This window comes from Tychonema sp. LEGE 06208, from assembly GCF_015207505.1.
GTDB lineage: Bacteria > Cyanobacteriota > Cyanobacteriia > Cyanobacteriales > Microcoleaceae > Microcoleus.
The window spans coordinates 35336-58881 of record NZ_JADEWT010000029.1; the positions used below are offsets into that span (position 1 = coordinate 35336).

Sequence of the window (23546 nt, forward strand, 5' to 3'; positions counted from 1 at the left end):
AGTAAGATTAAACGAACCGCGAAGACGCGAAGAGCGCGAAGAAAGAACAGCATCTTCTTCTTTCCCCCCTTGGGGGGGCAGGGGGTACTTCCTTCGAGTCCTTTGCGCCTTCGCGGTTTAATTATTCCGATACAACCGGATATAAATCGATGGAAAATCAGAAGTCGATTAACCCGAATTGGGCGATCGCTTGGGGGACTGCCACCCGATCGCACCCTGCAACTTGGGAAACCGCCGGTTTTGCCATAATTGGAGCTGAACCCACCTTCAGCCCCAATCAGCGATTTGTGCTGGTGGGTGACTGCTGCTTCGATCGCACTTTGCTGCTCAAAAAACAGATTGATACCGATGGATTGAGCGATTTGGCGATCGTCGGGCAGTTATGGGAAACATCCGGCCCTCAAACTCTTAGCTTGCTAGAAGGACAGTTTGCGCTGGCTGTATGGGATAGAGAAGAGCAAACGCTTTGTATCGGGCGCGATCGCGTCGGAGCCAAAACGCTGTATTACACCCGTGCGGGAAATACTCGCTGGATTGCGCCTCGACTGCGATCGCTCAATTCGTATCACGATCGCACACTCGATTTAGTTGCTTTGCGCGACTATTTGTGCTGTGCCTTTGTACCCGGAGCGCAAACGCTGTGGGAAGGAGTGCGAGAGTTGCGCCCTGGTAGCTACTTGTATTTACCGGATGTTAAAGCGCAGAGATATTGGGAACCGCAGGAGCAAATTACTAACGCCGATCGCCCTTTGGAATGGCACAGTCAACAAGTGCGATCGCTCTTGGAACAACTGGTGCAAGAAGGGCTACCAGCCGGGGAACCTGTCGCAGCATACCTTTCGGGTGGCATTGATTCAAGTTGCGTGACTGCGATCGCAGCCCGGTTGCACGATCGGCCAGTGCACACTTTTTCGATGCACTTTGGCGCCGAATATCCCAGCGAGATTGAATTTGCCAACATCGTCGCAGCACATTGCGGCACCGAGCACCATATTTTAGAAGTTTCGCCCAAGCAAATTTGGGAGTTGCTACCGGAAACGCTGGCTGCTATGGACGATCCGGTGGGGGAAGGCTTGACGGTGCCCAATTTGCTGCTGGGGCGATCGGCAAAACAATTCGCAGATGTGGTACTGAATGGGGAAGGTGGCGATCCGTGTTTTGGCGGGCCCAAAAATAAGCCGATGTTGCTGAATAGTTTGTATGGTTCGATTCAGGGTAAACCCGATCCGATCGCAGCTTACTTGACTTCGTTTCAAAAATGCTATGTGGATTTACCGCGCTTGCTGAAACCGGAGGTTTGGAATCAGGTAAAAGATGCGCCTTCGGTGTTTGCACAGGAATTGCAACAGACAGAAACGACTTTTTTGAATCGGTTGATGCGGCTGAATATTGAGTACAAAGGGGCCGATTACATTTTAACTAAGGTAAACAATCTGACGGCTGCTGCGGGGCTAAAAGCTCGATCGCCCCTATTCGATCGGCGGATGGTGGCGCTGAGTTTGCAAATTCCGCCAGAGTACAAGCTTTCGGGCGCGCAGGAAAAGGCCGTGCTCAAGGCTGCTGTGGCCGATTTGCTGCCCGATGTTATTGTGAATCGTCCGAAAAGTGGGATGGTGATGTCGATGCAGCAGTGGTTTTTGAGGGATTGGCAGCGGCAAGCGCGATCGTTGCTGTTGAATCGTCGTGCGGCGATCGCACCTTACCTCGATCGGGCATTGATTGAGGAATGGCTAAACTATCGAGGCGAAGTTTTTCCCCGCTACGGGCTGAAGCTGTGGCTGTTGGTAACACTGGAAATTTGGTTACAGGTGAATCGCCGTTAGGGAGTGTTTTTAAATGACGGGCAAGTTACCCGAAATCAGGACACGGCAGTGCCGTTTCCCTACCATTAATCGGGCGATGGTTGCATTAAATAAATCAGGACACGGCAGTGCCGTTTCCCTACCATTAATCGGGCGATGGTTGCATTAAATCCCGGGCAATCAGATTATTTTGAGGTAGGGAAACGGCATTGCCGTCTCCTCTGTTGCTACGATTATTTTGGGGTAGGGAAACGGCATTGCCGTCTCCTCTGTTGTTTGGCGATCGGATTATTTTGGGGTAGGGAAACGGCATTGCCGTCTCCTCTGTTCCTCAACCGAAACTATCAGAAACAAACACATAGCCGCCGCCATATCCCACAGAATTATCCGCTAATATTAAGCCGTCGTTGCCCTGCGGATCGCCACTCTGAGCAAGTCCATAATTCACCACCCGCAACAACCGCTGCGGCGTAAAAGATTCTAATTCCACGAAATTACCGGCATCTAACCATGCGAGTTCTTCTGCTGTTAAACCTTGCCTCACAGCATCGGGTAATTGACGAGCGCTTTGTGCCATTGTTTGAGATTGCTGTACAAACATATCGCGAGTTTCCAAGATTTGACGGGGAGAAATGCCTAAATCAAAAATTGTGACGGCTTGATTTGCAAACCAGTTTGGACTGGTTCGTAATTGATGGACTAAACTAACTCCAGCAGGATTCGCATCGTGCAGCGCATACACTTTTAAATCGGCATTGCGTCGCAGCATTTCGATTACTGTGTCGAAGATGCTTTGGGGATAGCCGCTGATGCTGAGAATGGCGCAGTTGTTTTCAAAATGGACGTTGTTGGCAATCAGGAATTGGGCGGTTTCGTCACTGTCACAGATGATTGCGCGATCGAAACTGTAGGCGCTAATTTCTGGATCGATGCTGGCGGATAAAGCTTCTTGGCGAGGTGCTGGGAGGAGTTTTTCTAGTGTACCGTTTACTCTTTGCCAGTCTAGCAGCCACTCATTACTCTGGGCTTGATTGACTAGAAATATTTCACCAGTTATCTGTGGACGATTTTTTTGTGAAATGCCCAGCCAGTAGGAAAATAGTCCTAGGGCGATCGCTGCAATGTATCCTGGGACATAGTTCAGTATCAAGCTTCCTGAAATCCCTGTTACTAAAATTATTATTCCTAAAGTTTGTAAATTTGTGGCATTAATTCTTCTGTTGCGAGCACTTTGCTCGGTAGATTTGCTTTTGGCAAAAAAGCCCCCAATCCAAATAATATTTAAAACTGTCCACACTATCAAAAATCCCAGAGTGTCAGAAAAAATAGAGCTCATGAATAAACCGCCAACGATTATAATTATCAAGCTCTGGATCAAATATTCTAAAGTCCACTTCCAAAGGTTAGATGACGTGCGATTTTTTAGCCGTTTATCCATCAAATACAAAAACTGTTTGGGCGTAAAAAATAACATATTTTGGCTGGAGATATCTGCGATCGCATTCTTGAAAAATGGATCGGTGAAGGCGATTTTTTGATCGGTGATAGTAGTGGGATCAAATACAAAGGGATGGTTGCAATTCTTACAGTGACCTGAGTGGGTGGTACGATCGCGCAAATTGTTGTCGGTGTTACACTGGACGCATTTCATTCCCATTTCGGTTACTCCTGATTGATTTAATGGATTTATATCGTTGGCGGTTGTTTCGGAATGATTTAACCGCAGAGGGCGCAGAGGGCGCAGAGGAAGAGAAGAGAGAGATGAATAATTCGGTTTAAAAGATTTGCCCGTTTAACAGAATGGAATAGTCTTCTCGCTGTCGAATTAGTCGATCGCCCTTAGCCTCAATCAACACCTCCGCAGGGCGGGGGCGGTGCAGAAAATGTGACGACATCGCATAACCGTAAGCCCCACTATCCAAAATGGCGAGATTATCTCCAATTTGCAGTTTCGGTAGCCAACAGTTGCGCCCTAAATAATCCCGCGAATAAGTTGTGTTGCCACAAATATCGGTTTCGTATCGCGATACATCGCCGGTTTCCCAAGTTGCGATCGCCCGATAGCCTCCGTGTACCGCAGGCACTGATAGATTTGATACAGTGGTATCGACTCCGACTATTTGCCGCTCGCCCAACCACTTCACAGACACAACTTTTGCTAGCAAAATACCGCAACCTGCGATCGCGGATCGTCCCGGTTCAATTACTAACTCGATCGGGCGAGATAGGGCACTCAATCGTTCAGTAATCGCTGCCCCAAACTCCCCCCAGTCAAACACCGCACCGCCTCGATAGGGATAGCCAAAACCACCCCCAAAGTCGAGAATTCGCCAATCGGGTAACTGTTGGGCGATCGCAATTAGGCGATCGATTACTTGCGTAAAAGCACCAGTGGCATTAGTTCCAGTCCCCCGATAAAAATGCAGTCCAGTGATGCTAAAACTGTGCTGCTGCGCGATTTCGTTGGCTTTTTCAAATTCAGCGGGATTGAGTCCGATACGGCTGTCTCCCGTCAATTCGGGTAAGTTGAGCCGCAGTCCAATTTCGGGATCGATTAATCGCGGTTGACTGCGCGAATATTCGCAAAAATCCTGGAGTTGCGACAGGCTATCGAAGTTGAATCGATCGATCTTCCATTCAATCAGTTGCTGAATATCCGCCCGGTTGAGGTTACTGCCAGTGTAGACAATGCGATCGCCCGTAAAACCCGCTTTCAGTCCTAAAAAAACATCACCGGGCGTATTCGCGTGCAGCCCCCAACCAGTTGGCTGAATCAGTTGCAACAAAGCAATATTGCCGTTGGTGACGGTGGCAAAATGAAACTGAACGTGCGGATAGTCGATCGATCGGGTAATGTGTTCTAGGGTTTGACGCAGGCGATCGGCTTGATACACATATAAGGGCGAACCATAGGTTGATAAAAGTCGCTGGGCCATTGCTTCGGAGAATGGTGGCGAATGTATTTTCGTTTCATTATTTAGCAAAGATTTAATCATAAGGAAGAAGTTCGGCAACGGATTTTGTAGCGGATGTAACGGATGTAACGGAGGTTATATCAAGTCCGATGGATCTGTTCTGATATAATTCCATATCTTGTAGGGGCGGGTTCACCAGTATTCTCAAATTCAAAGCCAACAAATTTATAAACCCGCCCCGACCATATCAACTGTCAACTGTCAACTGTCAACTGTTAACTGTCTTCGATATTTCCAAATGCGTTGTCCGATCGCCGGTGGCAACCAAAAAACATGATCCAGCGATCGCTTAACTGGAATTTCGCCTAAAACTTCGGTTCGCCATGCTTGCCACATCAGCAGCAACCACAGATTGTTGCCAATGTATCGATCGCGCATGGCAACTCCGAGTTTTCCCGATAACATCGAGTCGGCTAAATGCGGTTGCCAGGATTTTTGCGATCGCAGTACATTCGGATTCAGCCGAGATCCGATCGCACTCCAAAACTCCCGGTAATACCACACCTTCAACGGCACACCCATCCCGCGTTTTTCCCGCCAGACAATTTCCGGTGGCAGCCAACGTTCGGAGGCTTTTTTGAGGATGTATTTTTCGCACGCACCTTGCAGCAGCAGCTCGCCAGGGAGTTGAAACGTCCACTCCGTGAGGTCGGGGTCGCAGAAGGGCGATCGCACCCACAAACCGCAAGCAAAGCCCAATGCGGTGGCCCTCGGCTGGATATTTTGGGCGCCTTTGAGCATCAGCGAAGCCCGCCGCAGTTTGGCTAGCAGGGAGGGACAGGTGTCGGTACCGATCGCATCTTGCAGGTAAATGCTTAAATCGTGGGATTGAGTGCGATCGAGCCTCTTTGATAAAAAACTGGGCGTAAAAATCTGTTTTTCATAACCATAAAATCGCTGAAACGTCCGCAAATACTGCTGTTCAAAGGTTTCTTTGCCGGCTGGATGTTCTGCGCTGTAAACTCCGTTAGCAATCAAGGGTTTGTTTGTCCATCCGGCAAATAGCTGATCGCCGTTTTCGCCATTGAATACAACTCGCACCTCTTGCGCCGCCGCCTGTTTGAGCAAAAACAGCGGGGCTGTTGTGCCGTCTCCGTAGGGTGAATCTAGGGCTTTGGCGGTTGGCCCGATCGCGCCCAAGATTGTATCGCCCGTCGCCGCCACTCGGATTAGCGGAATCCCGAAAAAGTCGGCAACCTGTTGCGCGTAGGGCAATTCGGAATAGGCTTCGACACCAAAATCGAGGGCATAGGCGCGGACTTTCAAGCCTGCTTTGACTAGCAGCGCTGTCACTAGGGAAGAATCAATCCCGCCTGATAGCAAAACGCCGACTGGTTCGTCGATCGGCAAATCAGCCACCTGTCGATCGATCGCCTGTTGTAACAGCGTTTGCAATTGTGCGATCGCCTCATCTTCACTCCGCAGTAATTGCGGCGCTTCTTGCCAAGCTGATTTGAGCGATCTCACTTTCGGCTGAGACTGAACATCGGCGATTTCCCAAAGGATTTCGGTTCCGGCTGCTACAGATGCAATTTGCTCGATCGCAGTTAACGGCGTTGGTACATAGGAAAAACAAGCATAACTGTGTAGGGCGATCGGACTCACTTCAGGAGAATCAATCAGCGGTAGCAGCAATTGCATTTGAGTCGAAAACCAAATCGTTTTTGCCAACTGAATCCAGTAAAGCGGCACGCGCCCAAACGGATCGCGCCCCAGCCGTAGCTGTCCCGTTTCCACTCCAGCCCAAACATCTCCCGGAAAATCCGTCGGTTGAAATCGCCCGCAAGCATTCAGCGTCACTGTGTCAGCCGCGAGGATTGATGCAGAGGCGATCGCCCACTCGGATAATTTGCCCGATCGGATAAAGTAATTAGGCACTAAACGGCTAAGGGTTTTTGTGAGATCAGTTTGTCCCCAGTAGCCGATGAAATGTGCAGGTTTGCCGATCGCACCCATATCTATTTCACCACGAAAGGTTCACTGCCGATCGCGCGCCCATCCAGAGACATCCGAACCTCCCAGTTTCCCTGCAAGGAAGCAGATCCGAGGTCATAAAAACAGTAAGTATTCCAAACTGATGTATCGATCGTGCGAGTCTGATACTTGTTCTGATGAACAATTTGACCACTCGGATTAGTCCAGTCGCATTGCAGAGACAACCGATTGCCGATCGGAGCATTTTTCAACGTCACCTGGTAGTAGATGCGGGGATTGATTTGACGATTGACTTGACTGAGGCTATCACCACCCTTTTTCGATAGCGAAATCCTGTCTTCTGTTGACGCAACTCCAGCATTTTGCTGCTGTCGATTTTGCCCGAATAGAATGCCGATCGCGATCGCCGAAATCACAACCGCAGTCGAGGCGATCGCAATCCAACGATTCCGTCGCTGCTGTTTTTCCAAGGCCTCGCGGCGGTGCATTTGGGCGATCGCATCTTCCAGAAGTTCATCAGGCAAATTCAACTCCCGTAAAATTTCTCTTACGCGATCCGTTCCCAATTCTAACTCACGCTGGTTTGATAACCTATCGATTTCAGCGACAACCTGTGCTAACTGATCTTGAGTAAGTCGAGTTTCCATAGAGTTTTCCAGTAAAAATCAGATATATAAATCACCCCTCTCTTCTCTTCCTCTGCGCCCTCTGCGCCCTCTGCGGTTAAATTATCCATATTATTCAATAAATAATTCTCAAAGTCAATTCATAAAAATCATAACCTTAACATCATAAAAATCATATTTAGATCAAATCCAAGCTAGCAAATTCCTCCACCTTCGGAAAATACAACTTTCCTAAATCCAGTTTTTCCTGTTGGCGATTCAACCAAATTGCCTTTAACCCAGAATTTTTAGCACCACAATAATCAGCCTTAAAACTATCGCCAATATGCAACACATCTTCAGCAATACAGTTGTGCTTTTGTAAAGCTGCCGTGAAAATCTTATAATCTGGTTTAGCAGCACCTACTTCGGTAGAAATTGTCACCGATGTGAAATATTCTGCTAAATTTAATGCTTTTAAGACTGCATAAATTCGCGAATCAAAATTCGATACTACTGCTAATTTAATTCCTTGTTGCTGCCACCTATTTAAGGCGGGGAATACATCGGGATAGACGAACCAAGGCTCGGCGGTGGCAAAATGAGCGTAGAGTTCGGCAAAGAAATTTGGAAAGTCTGAGAATTGATGGAAAACGCCTGCTATTTGAAATGCTTTCGCGGAAACTGTCAGCCACCATTCAAATTCTAGCTGGGGAATTTTTGCTGCTTCTATCCCAGGAAATGCCATCGGACTGGCTGTGGCAAAACTTTGGGAAAATGCTGCATTTAACTCTTCGCTTTTAACTGCAACTCCAAATTTTTTGGCTAGTTCTGCGTAGACTTCGCCGACGTTGCCGCGAACGTCAAATAATGTACCTGCGGCATCTAAAAATATAATTTTTGTCATTAGTTATTGGTTATTTGTTAGTTGTTAATTGTTATTTGTCATAGAGTTTCCGGTTGCATCGGAATTATTAGAAATTAGGAGACGGCAGTGCCGTTTCCCTACAATTAATCAAGGTAGGGACTAAGGCCAAGCCGTCTCCTCTATATCATAAGTTAATTGTTAGTCATAGAGTTTCCGGTTGCATCGGAATTATTAGAAATTAGGAGACGGCTTGGCCGTTTCCCTACAATTAATCTGGCGTAGGGAAACGGCACTGCCGTCTCCTCTATATCATAAATCAACAGTTAACAGTTAACAGTTAACAGTTAACTATTACTTTTTCAACAAGTCCTGAATTGGTTTGCTAATCCAGTTGAATCCAACTTTTATTTGGTGGTCAAATGTGGGCATCCGATAGAGATAGGCTAGGCGGCGAGCAATGTGTGCTAGTTGTCCGTCGAGTTTGATTCCTAAACCTGTGAGGGTGGCGTTGTCTATTCCTAATGTCATCATTTCTCCTAGCGGCTGGTAGCGGAAAGGTAGTAATGGACGATCGCTCAGGGATGCCCAAATGTTCCAGGCGGTGTAGTCGGCTTGCTGGAATGCTGTTTGAGCGGTGGAGGGGACTTTTTGACCGGTTGCATCGTGACATTCTGCTATGTCTCCCAAGGCAAATATGTCGGGATGGTCGATAATTTGCATCTGCGGATTCACTATTAGTTGACCGCGACGGTTTTGTTTGAGGGGTAGCGATCGCACTGCTTGACTAACTTTAGTTCCTACTGTCCACAATACTATGTCTACGGGGAGAACGTCTAATTGTCCTTTGTAGACTAAGGATATGGTGTCGGATTCGACCGCCTCTACTGATGTTTCTAAGTCGATCCACACTTTGCGCTTTTCTAGTGCTTTGTTGGCGGCTTCGCGGTTGAACTCTGGCGATGTCTGCAGAATTGTGTTGCTTTGTTCGACTAACCGGATGCGGCCTTTGTCTCCGAGTCGATCGGCTAATTTACAAGCTAATTCTACTCCCGAATAACCGGCGCCGACGATCGCCACCCGAATTTTGTCGGTATTGCTGGATTCGAGAAACCGCAGTCTTTCTTCCAAGCTGTAGGCGTCCTTGAGGGTGCGGAACGAATAAGCGTATTCAACGGCTCCTCTTACCATATCGAGAGGGGTTTCGCCGCCTAAAGCTAAAACGAGGCGATCGCACGGAATTTCTGGCCCGTCGCGTAACTGCACTCGCTTCTGGTCTAAGTCGATGCCTGAGACGGTGCCTTGACAAAAGCGCACGCCTGTGTTTTCCAATAGTTCGGCAAACGGCGGGGCGATTTCCCAGGTTTGGAGTTCACCGGTGAGGAGTTCGTACAGCAGGGGAACGAACAGGAAGCGATCGCGCCGATCGACTAGGACTATTTCGGGTTTTTCGGCTTTGGAGAAGGGTAACTGACTCAAGCGCAGGGCTGTGTAGAGTCCGCCGAAGCCTCCGCCGAGAATGCAAATCCGGGGTTGTTGTTGAGTCATGGTTTTTGTTTGAGGGCGATCGATAGCAAGGCAACTTCTCTTATTCTAACGAGAGTGGGGAATTGGGGAAGTGGCAGCGGGGGGAGATAGTCTAATGGTGTAATGGGGAGAGAGCATCTGTAAAGTTTGCCACCAAGTATTTTTTGTTACACTGCGAGCTTAAGAGTTCGCCAGATCAAAAGTAAAACACAGATGATCCCAATGGAGATCGGGGGAGAGGGGGAGATGGGGAGAATAGTCCGATGGGGAAAGAGAAAGATAGTCTCAAGGGGAGAATCGGAAAAATATTTCCCGAACATCCATGGGTTAAATCCCTTAAATCCGTTATCAAATCCCTTGGCGAACGACCTTCTGCGTTCTACATAATATCTTTGATTAGCTTTACCTATTAACCAGAATAAAATTTTTTGAATGTTAGTCCAAGTAATTTTGTACTATATTAGTTGATAGCGGATTATTGTCCCAATTAAATTCATTTTTTATACAGGCATCTACTCTAACACTTGCCCCCACACTCACAAGTGACTAAATTATGCAAACTTCCTCGAATTCTTCTAAATTTAATAACGGCGATCGCCATAACGAAGACCACTCAGCTTTGTTAAGCAGCGAAGCACGCTATAAAAACTTAGTAGCTAATATTCCCGGTGCTGTCTATCGCTGTACCTGCGAGGGTACGGGCGACGGCCGATTCACAACACGGACAATGGGGTTTTTGAGCGAGGCAATTCAAGAAATATCAGGCTATCCATCTTCTGATTTTATCAACGATCGCGTCCGTTCTTTTGCCAGCATTATCCATCCTCAAGACTGCAAAAATGTGGATGCTGCTGTCCAAAAAAGTGTAGCAACAAAAACTCCGTACATTCTTGAATACCGTATTGTCCGGGCTGACGGTGAAATTAGCTGGGTTTGCGAAAAAGGCCGATCTGTTGGCGGCGAGGTAAATGAGGCTAGAGGAAAACAAGAGGGACAAGGGGAAATTGAGGGGTTTTTGTCTGCTGCTGATTCGCCGATTTCGCCCGCAAATTTTCAGTCGCGGGTTTTTTATATCGACGGAGTGATTTGGGATATTACGGAGCGCAAACAAGCTGAGGAAAAGCTGCGAAATACAGAAGATTTTCTGAATGCGGTACTGCAAAATCTGCCGATTAGCGTGTTTATCAAAGATGCTACGGAACAAAAATTTATTTATTGGAATAAAGCCAGCGAAAATTTATTTGGCTATTCCAGCGATGAAGTGCTTAATAACAATGCTGCTGATTTGTTGGAAGCAGAGGAGGCAAATTACTTGCAAACCCAAGATTTAGAAGTATTGGCTACGGGAAAATGTGTGGATTTGCCAGAACAAATTATTCAACTACCGCGCCGGGGAAAGCGGATTTTGCAGGCTAAAAAAGTTCCTTTGTTGGACATTTCCGGCGCGCCTAAGTACATTCTGGGTATTGCTCAAGATATTACGGAAAGTAAAAAAACTGAAACAGAATTGTTGCGGTTGGCGATCGTGGCTCAAAAAACGCAAAATGGTGTGATTATTACTGACGATCGAGGCTGTATTGAATGGGTGAATGAAGGGTTTACTCGGATTAGCGGTTACAAGCTAGAAGAAGTGCTGGGAAAAAAACCGGTTGATGTGCTGCAAGGCCCTCACACTGACCCGTTAACTATTGCTCAAATGCGATCGGCTTTGGCGACAGGTGAACCGTTTAATCAGGAAATTTACAATTACAGCAAGGATGGAAAAGGTTATTGGGTGGCGATGTCGATCGTGCCGATTTATCAAGAAACTGGGAAACTAGAAGGTTTTATTGCGGTAGAAACTGATATTACCGATCGCAAGCAAGCAGAGGCAACAGTGAGGGAGAGCGAGAGTTATTACCGCTGCATTGTCGAGACGGCTTCGGAGGGCGTTTGGATGTTTGACGCTGATAGCACCACGACTTTTGCTAACTCTCGGATGGCCGAAATGCTGGGGTATACTGTGGAGGAGATGCTGGGGCGATCGCTATTTGAGTTTATCGACGCCGAGGCGAGGGAAATAGCTGAAGGTTACGTAAAGCGCAGGCGACAAGGTATTCGGGAACGCCACGATTTTAAGTTTACTCGCTCTGATGGATCTCACTTGTGGGCGATCGTCTCAGCGACACCGATGTTCGATGACAAAGGCGAATTTTCAGGTGTTTTGCGGATGATTACCGATATTAGCGATCGCAAACAAGCCGAAGCCGAACTGCGACAAACTCTCCAAGAATTAGAATTTGAAAAATTTGCATTAGATGAATCTGCGATCGTCTCGAATACCGACGAATTCGGTGCCATTACCTATGTCAATAACCAATTTTGCGAGCTCTTTAAATACAATCGAGAAGACTTGATCGGCAAAACCCACAGACTTGTCAATTCAGCTTATCATTCACCGGATTTTTTCAAGCATCTTTGGTCTACCATTCGCCAAGGAAATGTTTGGCGGGGAGAGATGAAAAATCAAGCTAAAGATGGCACATTATTCTGGTTGGATACAACTATTGTACCTTGCTTAAATTCTAACGGAGAACCCCATCAATATGTAGCAATTCGCAAAGATATTACCGATCGCAAACAAGCAGAAGAAGCAGTGCGCCTTTCGGAAAGTCAATTGAGGAATAAAAATGAAGAACTTGCCAAAGCGCTGCGGGACGTGCACAAAACTCAAAGCCTGATGGTTCAAAATGAAAAAATGGTGAGTTTGGGGCAGTTAGTAGCTGGTGTAGCTCACGAAATCAACAATCCAGTTAGCTTTATTTACGGCAACGTCATGCACGCTGACGATTACTTTAAAGACTTGCTAAAAATGGTGCAACTTTACCAGCAGGAATATCCTCAACCAACAGCAGTAATTCAACAAGAGATAGAGGATATAGATTTGCATTTTCTGCTCAAAGATTTGCCAAAACTGTTAACATCAATGAAAATGGGAGCCGAGCGAATTCGTCAAATTGTGCTGTCGCTGAAGAATTTCTCGCGATTGGATGAAGCCGAACAAAAACAGGTTGACATTCACGAAGGGATTGACAGCACTTTGTTGATTTTGCAGCACAGGTTAAAAGAAACGGCAGGACATCCGAAAATTACCCTAGTCAAAGAGTTCGGTGATTTGCCTCGCGTACAGTGTTATGCCGGACAGTTGAATCAGGTTTTTATGAATATTATCGGTAATGCAATAGATGCTTTGGAAGAAGCAATGGACACGGGACATTGGGCAGATGGGGAACCTGCGCCTATTCCTTCTTGTCCTTCGCCGACGCTGCGGATTTGTACTGATGTAAAATACGAACGGGATGCTGTTGCGGATGATTCTATTGGGAATGCTTCTCATATTGTGATTCGGATTGCTGACAACGGGCCGGGGATTCCGCCAGAGGTTCATCAAAGGCTGTTCGATCCGTTTTTTACTACGAAAGAACCCGGTAAAGGTACGGGTTTGGGGTTGTCTATCAGCTATCAAATTGTGGTAGAAAAGCACGGCGGTGAGCTTAAATGTCATTCTGCACCGGGTCAAGGTACGGAATTTGCGATCGAGATTCCTGTCGCTAGAAGTCAGTAGTCAGTAGTCAGTAGTCAGTAGTCAGTAGTCAGTAGTCAACAGTTAACAGTTAACAGTCATTAGTCATTAGTCATTAGTCATTAGTCATTAGTCATTAGTCATTAGTCATTAGTCATTAGTCATTAGTCAACAGTCAACAGTCAACATTCAACAGTCAACAGTTAACCTATGAATTACAAGGTAATTTACGACGGCAATTGCAATCTCTGCGTCACCTTGGTGCAGTTACTGGAAAACTTAGATGGAGGGCAGAATTTTGAATATATTTCTATGCAAGATTTAGAGGGATTAGATCGCTTTGGGATCGCTACCGATGACTGCGAAATGGGGATGATTTTGATAGATTCACAGAATCTAGAAAAACGCTGGCAAGGTAGCGATGCGGCGGAGGAAATCGGGCGGATATTGCCTGCTGGTGAGGTGTTTGTGGCGGCTTACCGCGCTATGCCGGGGATGAAGTGGATGGGCGATCGCCTGTACGAACAAGTCCGCGATAACCGCTATACTTTGTTTGGCAAGCGATCGACAACGTACAAATCTGTTTATGCAGTTGGCTGTAGGGCGATCGAGAATTGCGACAATCCCGACTTAAAATCCGGTTCGTAGTGAGGACTTTAGTTTTTTCCATCGAGGATAATTTAATTTAATACGGACTAAAGTCCTCACTACAAGCCTTAATAAGGACTAAAGTCCTTACTATAAGCCTGATTTATGATGTGTAATTAACCAGAAATTAATATTAGCTATTAAACAAATTGAATATCTCGCGGCAAAAGTGTTTGAGCTTTTCGGCAGACTCCGCAACAGGTTCAGTTTCACCCACAAAATCCCAATTTTCCACCGTAGAAAAGCGCCACTGCTGACCGCTATGATCGTAACCGGCTGCCTCAACTCCGATCGCCCGCCGAGATCCTTCGACTGGATCTTGGTAAAATCGGATTTGAATCAGGATGCTGCGGCTTTGCAAGTAGCGGCTTCTACCGGGAAAATGGAAGCCAATGTCGATGGAATCTGGATCGACAAGTTCCCTGGTATCCCGATCGTTCATCCAAGGTTTCAAATCGACTTTCACATCCGGGAATTCCGATTTGAATAAATTAACAACCGCAGCAATTTTGCTAGCTAATTCTATATTTCTGGCTTGTTCGGCAGCGTTCACTAGAAAAACTCCTATCAAATACAGTTATGACATCATTTAGCTAATAATGTAACTGCATATTGCCTGCTTTAAACGGTAAACTGTGGACTCTTTGATAGATTACAGTTCGCGATTGCACAGGTGGCCAGAAACCGGTTTTTTTTACGAAAAGACGTGTTATAGCCGAGAATTCAGGTAAAAACCCGGTTTCTTTTGTATTGATGCGTCCAATCTGCTGTATTTTCCCACGCTACATAAATTTTAGTCGATCGACATTTGCGATCGCAAATTGGGTACCTCCACGAAACACAGATTTGCAACTGGGTTTACCGCCGCGGGTTTCTTGCACGCTTTGGCCGCTGATAGACAGCCCCAAACCCTTACCCTTTCTGACTCCTTTGGTAGTAAACCAGCAGTCAAATATTTTCGCCCTCACCTCCGCTGACATCCCTTGGTAGGGTTATAGCAGTTCGCTCAAAAAATGAGGTGTTTAGCGATCGATCCTTCAATATACTTCTTGCATAAATCATCGATTACATCAACCGCCGATTCAAGGCAGATACCACACAGATGTAACGCAGATTTTTTAGATTATATCGTTTCCGGTTGCATCGTCAGGTGATTTAACCGGCGCTAGAACACAGAGTACACAGAGTCCGAGAATATAGATCTGAATCATTCCGATGAAGAGAGGATTTGATATTATTTGTAGCTATTATAGCAATCCCTCTCTTCATCAGAATAGTAAATTCACTGTTAACTGTTAACCGTTAACTGTTAACAGTTAACATCATGAGGATTGCAACCGCAATTGATATTAAAAGAGGTACGCTCAAAATATTTTGCCTGCCCTGCACCAGACGAAAATTAAGATTATTTTCGGGATAATTTTACTCGGTGACTACGGTAACTTCACGGTATTCTGCAAGAGATTTGGTATCCGGCAAAATACGCACGCGGGCGAATTTTAAACCGCTGACTCCTTGCAGTGATTCTACCATCCCCGTCTGAACTTTTGCCTCTACCCAACCTTCCCGTGACAAGTAGCGCAAGTATTGTTGGTATTCTTCCCATTCGTCTTCGGTTGAATAAACTACGGTTAGCATTCCCGATTGGGTAATGCGCTGTTTTGCATCTTGGTCAACGGCTTTTTCTATCCGCTTTTTGACGAGTTCGTAGCGGATGTCGCGGGTGCCTTTGACATCGAACATTTTTTCGGTGTTTTCGTTGTGAAAAATGTCGATGGTTGTATTCTGTACTAAGACTAAATGGGCGAGTTCCATGTTAATTTGACACTCGGCCTGCAGGCGAAAAACTGTGCGGGCACAGTCACAAATTGCTCGCAGTTGTTCGTAGCGCAAACTGTGCAAATGAAACGGGCTGAATTTGGGATCGATCGACTTTCCGACATAAATCATGTGATCGATGCCGTCGGTGCATTCGATGTCGCAGTAGTGGGGGATGATTTGCTGCATTTTTTCTTGCCAGCGGGCCCAGATTTCTTGAAGTTTAGTGCCGATTAGGTTCAACATTTGATCGTAGCGGGTACGATCGCTATAAACGCAATTGTGTTCGTTGTCGCAGGCGGCTCGGTAAGCTTCAACTGCTACCAGAACCGTGGGCCCGCACTGTACAAAGTAGTCAAAATATACTTCTAAACGCTCGTTTAAATACTCGGCTGCTCGCACTTCCATATCGACTGTTACTTTTTCTTTTAAATGCTCGATGTAGTCGAGCAAGTCGAGCCGCATTTGCTCGCCTAGGTGGGTAGTTTGTGTTTGGCAAACGGCATCGGCTATGGCTAAACCCAAGCGGAATTGTTCGAGCAAATCTGTTTGAATTGCTCGGTTTCTTTCGTCGCTGGAACCGCGAATGTCGGAAATTCCGTACAGGGGATGAACCTCTGCAAAGACGATCGTCTCTGGGGGCAGTCCCCAACTGCGCCTTTCTGCTTCTTGGGCGAACCGCCACTCGACTGCGGGGTGGATGTTGTGAATGTTGGTAAACCGCTGCTGCATGGCTTGCCGCAGCGCTGCAATGAAGGCGGGAATGAGTTCTTGGGCGTGTTGAGCGTCGATGTTGTTGAACTGGTTGGGCCGATCGCACAGCAGCCCCACCACGCCCAAAATCCGCAGCCCGCACCCCTCGCGGGTGACAGATTTGACGGCTAGGGGCACGAGGAGCATCGATCGAGTCCCCATTTTTCGCAAAGCTCGATCGCACTCGGTTTCGCATTCCCGGCGCAAGTCTGGCACGTTCCAAACTTGATTTGCTGCGGTAGCCTTAAAAAAGTGAGAAGCTTCTAGGGATTGCATTGAATAAACAATCGGCTGCAAATTTTGGTCATCTTTGGCAACTAATAGCTGTGCCTGTTCGCCGTCGGGGCGCAGCAGCAAAGTGCCGTCAGCATGGAAGAGCGATCGCAAACACCGATCGATTCTCTCAAATTTATCTGGCCGCAGCATCGAATTGCGATCGATCAATAACTGAGTCAGCCGCCGTATTTGCTCCTGCACCGTGACATCAACACCTTCTAGCAGCAACAAACCTTCCACCAGGTAATTATCTAAATTTAGTCGATCGGCTAAATTTGCCAGTTGATTCGGCTGCATCAGCCAAGCTTCCAATTCTGCAAGAGGCATTAATTTTAAACGAACATCGGCAAATTCATCTATTTTTGAGTCAATTCGAGTAATTTTTAACTGTTCCGAACCCAACCAAAATTCAATAAATTTAGGTTCGCGGTGTTTGGGATTTTTCATACTCGCCGTGAGAGGTTCATCTAGCAGCCGCAAACTGTCAAGGTCAATTTGATAAAATTGCTTAAACACCCAATGCAAAAGGTGACGGCGGTACAATTGCTCTGCCATTTTGACATCCCCATCCTCGAACAGTTCCAGCAAACTGATGCCAGCTTCTGCAAACCAACCGTTATTAGATTGAGTTACCAAGGGCGTGCCCTCCCAACCCGCCAAGCGGCAAAATGCCGCGTTACCATAACGTATGGCAAAAGTTCCCGGTTCCATGACTGCGATTAAAACGCGGCGATCGCCGAGAAATTGAAACAGTCGCTCTAAATCTTGTTTCCACGTTTTCAAGCCTTCAATTTCAGCAGATTTACTGGGTACTTGGGCCGCCAAAGCTTCGAGTAGCTGTTCCATGCTTGGTTCGCTTGACATCTTGTCACTGTCTTGCTCTGTTTGAGCGATACTTGCGGTTGACCGTGATTTTACGGAGTTATTGTTGTTTTGAGGGGAAGGCGATTTAGGAGTAGACATAAGCAAAACACCTGAAAGCAGTGGATTTTGTTAAAAAATGAGCGAACGGCGATTTAGAGCGAATGTAAAGAACTTAGATCTTGTTTGTAAAGTTTGTGTATTGGTCTCGGAAACTGGGTGTATTTTCGGAGGATCGCTCCAAAAACTTTTACTTTTCTTGACAAACAACCTCTGAGTCTCGACGTTATAGGTGATATTAACGTGTTTGCGGGCTGACGGGTAACACCCATTATAGGCGGTGAGCCGTAGCGGATCCTGTCAGCGACTAATGCTATTTGACTCCTCGGCGAAATAGCAGCTTTGGGTTGAACGAGGCACAGCCTTGGCAATTTAAAATTGTAATTAGTAATTGATGATTTGCCAATTGCCATCAATTATTGAGTCTATTGAAGGAATATAAAATAAAATAGCCTTGCTATTTGTCAATGATTTAATTAAAATATATAATGTAAATATTAACATTTTGGCAAGGACATACTTATGGCTTTGACGATTAACAATCTCATCGGTGATTTGACTGGATTTCCTGTATTTGCTGGTGGCGGCCCGCGTTTTTTGGCATTCGCTACACCAGATGAGATTGACGTAGAAGAGGGAAATTTATCGTCTTTTCCCTGGGGAGTTTGGGGACTAGACGGCAACGATACCATAGCAGGTTCGTCGGATTCTAACGAACGGCTGCTAGGAAATAATGGGGATGATATTATCGGCGGTGGCGAGGGAAATGATATCATTTACGGCGGCAAAGAGAACGATCGCCTGGATGGAAATGATGGCAACGATTTAGTTAGGGGCGACGCGGGAAACGACATTATTTTTGGAGGGTCTGGAAACGATGTCCTGCGGGGAGGGCAAGGAGACGACGATTTAGACGGCAATGATGGCAACGATTTCTTGGTGGGCGATCGGGGAATTGACGTGCTCACGGGAGGCCCCGGTGCTGATATATTGGTGCTCAGAAGCAACGACGAAGGATTTGGAGTCAATGCAGCCGATGTCATTACAGATTTTAATTTTGAGGAAGGCGATCGCATCGGTTTGACTGACGGTTTAACAGAACTAGACCTCCTCTTCACTGATGACAATCTGATTGCTTACGATAACGACGGAATTATTGATGATATGGTGATTCGCAATCGAAGAGACGGACGGATTTTGGGGGTGGTTTTAAACACGGATAACTTTGAGCTTCTCGGTTCCTTTGAAGAAGCCAGTCCGTTTGCTTTGGCAATTAACGGTACTCAGTTCCAGTTTTTGGCTTAGTTTTTGGTAGGCGGATTTGATGGGCGATCGAGCTATTTATTGAGTAGAGCGAAGCTAAGGATCGCTGGCGCTAATAAATCTTTTCCGCAGTCCAAAAGTCCGGCAGGGAATTAATTCCCTGTCTCACAGCTTAAGTTCTCTAAAAGAGGAATGAGGATTTGTTTGATTAATAATTACTTGTCAAATTAACCATCAATTACTAATAGTTTAATCCTAAATTCAAAATCTAAAATTTGTACCCTCGCGACTTGACTGATGCGGTTATTGTCCTAGTTGACAAATGTATGTGCTGGGAATATTAGAAATTGACCATATTATTCCCAAAGCAGTGGGTGGCACCGACGCTGAAGAAAACCTCTGGCTGGCCTGCAGTCTGTGCAATAATTACAAAGGAACCCAAACAGACGCATTAGATTCAGTCACGCAAACGAGCGTTACGTTGTTTAACCCGCGCACTCAGCAATAGTCGGATCGTTTTGCTTGGAGTGAAGAAGGTACAGAAATTCGAGGAGTTACAGACTGCTGTCGCGCGACAGTCACAGCACTACAACTAAACAATAATATTGCTGTCACCGTTAGGCGTCAGTGGGAGTGCTGGCTGGCACCCGCCAACAGAATAAAACAAAAATTAGTGGAAAATTGCCAGCGGTTAAAAAATACAAACATCAAACTACCCATGAGGGCAGAAACCGGGTTTTTTACACGATGCTGTGGGTGACAAGAAATATTTTCATAAAAAACCCGGTTTCTTGAGTTGATCGTGCGTTTGGGACTCTTTCAGCAAACATCAATCCAAAAACCCCCATTTAGCCCTAAAATAAAAAAGACTGACTAGCCAACAAAGCCCTATGTTTGAAGCCCTTGCCGATCGACTCGAATCCACCTGGAAAAAACTGCGCGGACAGAATAAAATCTCCGAGAGCAACATCCAAGAAGCCATCAAAGAAGTCCGCCGCGCCCTCCTGGAAGCCGATGTCAACCTCCAAGTCGTCAAAAACTTTGTCGGAGAGGTAACGGCCAAAGCACAAGGGGCAGAAGTCGTTTCAGGCGTCCGTCCCGACCAACAATTCATCAAAATCGTCCACGACGAACTCGTCCGCGTCATGGGGGAAACCAACGTACCCCTCGCCACCGCCGAATCCGCGCCCACCGTCATCCTGATGGCGGGTTTGCAAGGAACCGGGAAAACCACGGCCACCGCCAAACTAGCCCTGCACCTCCGCAAGCAAAATCTTACCGCACTGCTAGTCGCCACCGACATTTATCGACCAGCGGCGATCGACCAATTGCTTACCCTCGGTAAACAAATCGACGTACCAGTATTTGAATTAGGCAAAGATACCGATCCCGTAGAAATCGCCCGCCAAGGGCTCGAACGCGGCAAAGAACTAGGCGTAGATACCATCATCATCGACACAGCAGGCCGCCTGCAAATCGACCAAGAAATGATGGCAGAATTGGTTCGCATCAAACAAACAGTACAACCCCATGAAACGCTGTTAGTTGTTGATGCCATGACCGGCCAAGAAGCCGCAAATTTAACCCGCACCTTTCACGAACAAATCGGGATTACCGGTGCAATCCTCACCAAATTAGACGGCGACAGCCGCGGCGGTGCAGCCTTATCCGTGCGCCAAATATCCGGCGCGCCGATTAAATTTGTCGGCGTAGGCGAAAAAGTGGAAGCCTTGCAACCATTTTATCCCGATCGCATGGCATCGAGAATACTTGGCATGGGCGATGTCTTGACGCTAGTCGAAAAAGCGCAAGAAGAATTCGACATCGCCGACGCCGAGAAAATGCAAGAGAAAATGCTCACGGCAAAGTTTGACTTTACCGACTTTCTCAAACAAACCAGACTGTTAAAAAATATGGGTTCCCTCGGCGGCATCATGAAAATGATTCCGGGGATGAACAAACTCTCAGACGAACAAATGCGGCAGGGAGAAGTGCAGCTAAAACGCACCGAAGCCATGATTAATTCAATGACAATTGAAGAACGCCGCAATCCCGAACTTTTAGCAAGTTCTCCATCCCGTCGCCGCCGTATAGGAAAAGGCGCAGGCTACGCCGAAAATGACGTAACAAAACTCGTCAGCGACTTCCAAAAAATGCGTACCATGATGCAGCAAATGAGTCAAGGCAACTTTGCAGGAATGGGAGGAATGCCGGGAATGCCAGGAATGGGAGGAATGCCGGGAATGCCGGGAATGGGCGGCCAGAAGAAAAAGAAAAAGAACAAGCCTAAAAAAGGTTTTGGTCAGTTGTAATCGAAGGAAGAGGGAAGAAGCAAGAAGGAAAAAGGAAAAAGTAGAAACCGTAGGGTGCGTCGCTATTGATAATCTGCAAGTCAGCTTAAAAATATGACAGCGACGCACCATCCCAAATACCCTAGGGTGCCTCCCTATCAACAATCTATCTTCTTCCTGATTCTTCCTTCGTGTCCTAGCGCTGGCGCGCCGCTTCGCGTACTGCGTCTTCGCGGTTCAATAATCTACTCTAAAAACAGGCTGCTAAACACTTTGAATTGCTTGTCTGATTTCGCGCATGGCTTGAAGGTGATTTTCCATATTGATACACCGCGCCAATAGTACAATATCTAAGTCTGGGAGAACACAAGAGCGATCGACCTCTGCATATTCATCAGCCCCCAACGAATACATACGAAGTGCGCCATTTTCCCAAAACCAAACTTCAGGAATTTCCAGGCGTTTGTAAGCCTCTAACTTATTAATCCCACCGCTAGTCACCACCACTTCCACCACCAAATCAGGATGTTCTCGGTTAGCCCCCAATTCGTAAGACAAATCCGCTTCTCGCTTCACCCTTCCAGTTTCACTTTCTAGTGTCACCGAGCCCGTTGGCGTAAAATCAATCCCTGTGGATTCTAAATACAGATTCACTAGCGTTGAAATCCGTTCTTTAACAATTTGATGTTTTCTTCCAGAAATACGTCTAATCTCCAATACCCCATCTAAAAACGACAATCTCACCCCCGGACGCGAGAGCAACTGTTCAACAGCTTTAAACTCTCTCCAGCTCAGTCCGTCAATTAAGATAGGTTTATCGAGTAATTCTAACTTTTCTAAAGTTGTCGTCATCCCAACCGCTCCTTACTCAATCCCATCTTAATTATATCTGCGTTCACCTGCGTTCATCTGCCCACATCTGCGGTTGCAATTCTATTTACTTTCCAAAATTCCCTTATTTTCATCCGGCACAAACTCCGTAACAACTTGGCCGCCGCCACCGTCACCCTTAACAATCACAGTTTGATTTTTAAGCTCTCCCGCCGCCCTCGGCCCAGTCAAATTAAACACCGGATTTAGTTGCTTGTAAACCACATTTCCTTCTGCGTCAAAAGTTTGGTTAGTTAAATACCACGTTACGCGATCGGTATTTAATTGAGATTGACGTTTTTCCCCAATTCCTACCACATTTCCAGTTAAATAAAAAATCTTTTTCTCTAAATCTCCCCGCCCCCGATCCCCAGTCATTGTCACCTTTTCCACCCGGTGAAAAACCTTCACAGGCCCGGGCGATACCACAGATTGAGCCGGAAAATTCCAACTCATCAAACTACTTTCTATTTGCAGCGGCGGGTCTGATGGCATTAATTGAGCGTTTTTCGTTAAGGTCGCAATCTTGGTTTTTAAGTCTACATCTACCTGGTCAGCAAAACCGCTGTCTGTTACTTTTTTATCTTTATATCTATCAATTTGAGTCGGTTGGTCGCTGTTGATTTTTTGTTGCTCGACAAACCACACTAAGTGCTCGGTACGCAGTTGCAAAACCGGATCTTTCACGTTCGCCACCACAGAACCGAATAACTCCATCCTCTTCGCCCTACTGAAAACCCGCGCTTCCTTCGCTGAAGCTGTCACCTGTTTGTTCTCTCCGGTCAAATTATTGCGAACAACTAAAACATCTTCCTTCGGTCGCCACTCTAGCTCGTTTCCCCGCAATACCAAGCCATTTTTTAGGTCAGTAGCGACGATGTTACCTTTGATAAAAACCTGATTTCCTTCCTGAAATACCTGCCCGGTATCTCCCTGAATGTCGTATATTTCTTTGCCATCCTGAAACAATTTTCCCACTGGTTTCTGAACGTCAACTGTCTTTTGGTCTTTGCTGTAAACGGCAGTTTTTGAGTTAACTTTCCAGAAGGTTTCGCCCTTTTCGTTTGCTTGTTCTAGGGTTACTTTGTTCAATGTTAAACTGCTGTTTGCCTGCTGAGCGGTTTTGAGATCGTCCGCTAATTTGTTATTTTGAGTTTCTTGGGGAGCAGCACAAGCACTAATCCCCAAAATCAATGCTGCTAAAAATAGCAGCACGAATTTTGGGGATTTGAGATGGGAATTTTGAGATTGGAGATTAATCATTGGTAATCGATAATTGGGCGGAGCAAAGCGGAGGGATTGGTAATTGATAATTGGTAATTGGTAATTGGTAGTTGGCTAATTAAAAACACTAAATCAAAAATTAAAAATGTTTTATACTTTATCTAAATTTTTAACTTCTTATTTTTAATGATTCCACCCCTTACCTATTACC

The 23546-nt window shown here is 46.3% G+C and carries 18 protein-coding genes; 6 read left to right on the plus strand and 12 right to left on the minus strand.

What is annotated here, in order from left to right:
- Positions 1–149: 149 nt before the first annotated feature.
- Positions 150–1823 carry an asparagine synthetase B family protein gene (locus tag IQ263_RS10390; RefSeq protein ID WP_194067350.1) on the plus strand — a complete coding sequence of 558 codons (1674 nt, stop codon included), beginning with the start codon at positions 150–152 and terminating at the stop codon, positions 1821–1823.
- 124 nt (positions 1824–1947) lie between these two features.
- On the opposite strand, the gene IQ263_RS10395 is transcribed toward IQ263_RS10390, so the two are convergent.
- From IQ263_RS10395 to IQ263_RS10425, 7 genes are all read right to left on the minus strand, one after another.
- Positions 1948–2115, minus strand: coding sequence for a hypothetical protein (locus IQ263_RS10395; protein WP_194067351.1), 168 nt, complete (start codon positions 2113–2115; stop codon positions 1948–1950).
- Between the two features lie 18 nt (positions 2116–2133).
- Entirely contained in the window at positions 2134–3459 is a 1326-nt protein-coding gene (locus IQ263_RS10400; RefSeq protein ID WP_194067352.1) for a toprim domain-containing protein, read from the minus strand.
- 118 nt (positions 3460–3577) lie between these two features.
- Positions 3578–4798: a diaminopimelate decarboxylase family protein gene (locus IQ263_RS10405; RefSeq protein WP_194067353.1), complete on the minus strand. Its 1221-nt coding sequence runs from the start codon at positions 4796–4798 to the stop codon at positions 3578–3580.
- A gap of 180 nt (positions 4799–4978) precedes the next feature.
- Entirely contained in the window at positions 4979–6733 is a 1755-nt protein-coding gene (locus IQ263_RS10410) for an asparagine synthetase B family protein (RefSeq protein WP_194067354.1), read from the minus strand.
- Positions 6734–6735: 2 nt separating this feature from the next.
- On the minus strand, positions 6736–7359 hold the full coding sequence (locus tag IQ263_RS10415) for a DUF3859 domain-containing protein (RefSeq protein WP_194067355.1): 624 nt from the start codon (positions 7357–7359) through the stop codon (positions 6736–6738).
- A gap of 157 nt (positions 7360–7516) precedes the next feature.
- A complete protein-coding gene (locus IQ263_RS10420) occupies positions 7517–8224 on the minus strand; it encodes an HAD-IA family hydrolase (RefSeq protein WP_194067356.1) in 708 nt (235 codons plus the stop codon).
- Positions 8225–8536: 312 nt separating this feature from the next.
- Complete coding sequence (locus tag IQ263_RS10425; protein ID WP_194067357.1) at positions 8537–9730, minus strand: NAD(P)/FAD-dependent oxidoreductase; 1194 nt, start codon at positions 9728–9730, stop codon at positions 8537–8539.
- Between the two features lie 532 nt (positions 9731–10262).
- Here IQ263_RS10425 and IQ263_RS10430 point away from each other — a divergent pair.
- On the plus strand, positions 10263–13313 hold the full coding sequence (locus IQ263_RS10430) for a PAS domain-containing sensor histidine kinase (RefSeq protein WP_194067358.1): 3051 nt from the start codon (positions 10263–10265) through the stop codon (positions 13311–13313).
- A 168-nt stretch (positions 13314–13481) separates the two neighbouring features.
- The gene (locus IQ263_RS10435) at positions 13482–13919 is read left to right on the plus strand and encodes a thiol-disulfide oxidoreductase DCC family protein (RefSeq protein ID WP_194067359.1); all 438 of its coding nucleotides are present in this window, start codon (positions 13482–13484) and stop codon (positions 13917–13919) included.
- Positions 13920–14052: 133 nt separating this feature from the next.
- Here IQ263_RS10435 and IQ263_RS10440 read toward each other — a convergent pair whose 3' ends face one another.
- The 3 genes from IQ263_RS10440 to IQ263_RS10450 all read right to left on the minus strand — a co-directional run bounded on the left by IQ263_RS10440 (position 14053) and on the right by IQ263_RS10450 (position 17630).
- Positions 14053–14472 carry a hypothetical protein gene (locus tag IQ263_RS10440; protein WP_194067360.1) on the minus strand — a complete coding sequence of 140 codons (420 nt, stop codon included), beginning with the start codon at positions 14470–14472 and terminating at the stop codon, positions 14053–14055.
- 229 nt (positions 14473–14701) lie between these two features.
- Positions 14702–14899 carry a hypothetical protein gene (locus tag IQ263_RS10445; protein WP_194067361.1) on the minus strand — a complete coding sequence of 66 codons (198 nt, stop codon included), beginning with the start codon at positions 14897–14899 and terminating at the stop codon, positions 14702–14704.
- 442 nt (positions 14900–15341) lie between these two features.
- Entirely contained in the window at positions 15342–17630 is a 2289-nt protein-coding gene (locus tag IQ263_RS10450; protein WP_228049951.1) for a GAF domain-containing protein, read from the minus strand.
- Positions 17631–18209: 579 nt separating this feature from the next.
- On the opposite strand from IQ263_RS10450, the gene IQ263_RS10455 reads away from it, so the two are divergent.
- The 3 genes from IQ263_RS10455 to ffh all read left to right on the plus strand — a co-directional run bounded on the left by IQ263_RS10455 (position 18210) and on the right by ffh (position 21262).
- Positions 18210–18992: a calcium-binding protein gene (locus tag IQ263_RS10455; protein WP_194067363.1), complete on the plus strand. Its 783-nt coding sequence runs from the start codon at positions 18210–18212 to the stop codon at positions 18990–18992.
- 286 nt (positions 18993–19278) lie between these two features.
- Positions 19279–19458 (plus strand): HNH endonuclease, encoded by a 180-nt coding sequence (locus tag IQ263_RS28440; protein WP_333193868.1) that lies wholly within the window; start codon positions 19279–19281, stop codon positions 19456–19458.
- Positions 19459–19840: 382 nt separating this feature from the next.
- Complete coding sequence (ffh, locus tag IQ263_RS10465) at positions 19841–21262, plus strand: signal recognition particle protein (protein WP_194067364.1); 1422 nt, start codon at positions 19841–19843, stop codon at positions 21260–21262.
- Between the two features lie 243 nt (positions 21263–21505).
- Here ffh and IQ263_RS10470 read toward each other — a convergent pair whose 3' ends face one another.
- Positions 21506–22093 (minus strand): Uma2 family endonuclease, encoded by a 588-nt coding sequence (locus IQ263_RS10470; RefSeq protein ID WP_194067365.1) that lies wholly within the window; start codon positions 22091–22093, stop codon positions 21506–21508.
- An 81-nt stretch (positions 22094–22174) separates the two neighbouring features.
- Entirely contained in the window at positions 22175–23374 is a 1200-nt protein-coding gene (lptC, locus tag IQ263_RS10475; RefSeq protein ID WP_194067366.1) for an LPS export ABC transporter periplasmic protein LptC, read from the minus strand.
- Between the last annotated feature and the right edge of the window lie 172 nt (positions 23375–23546).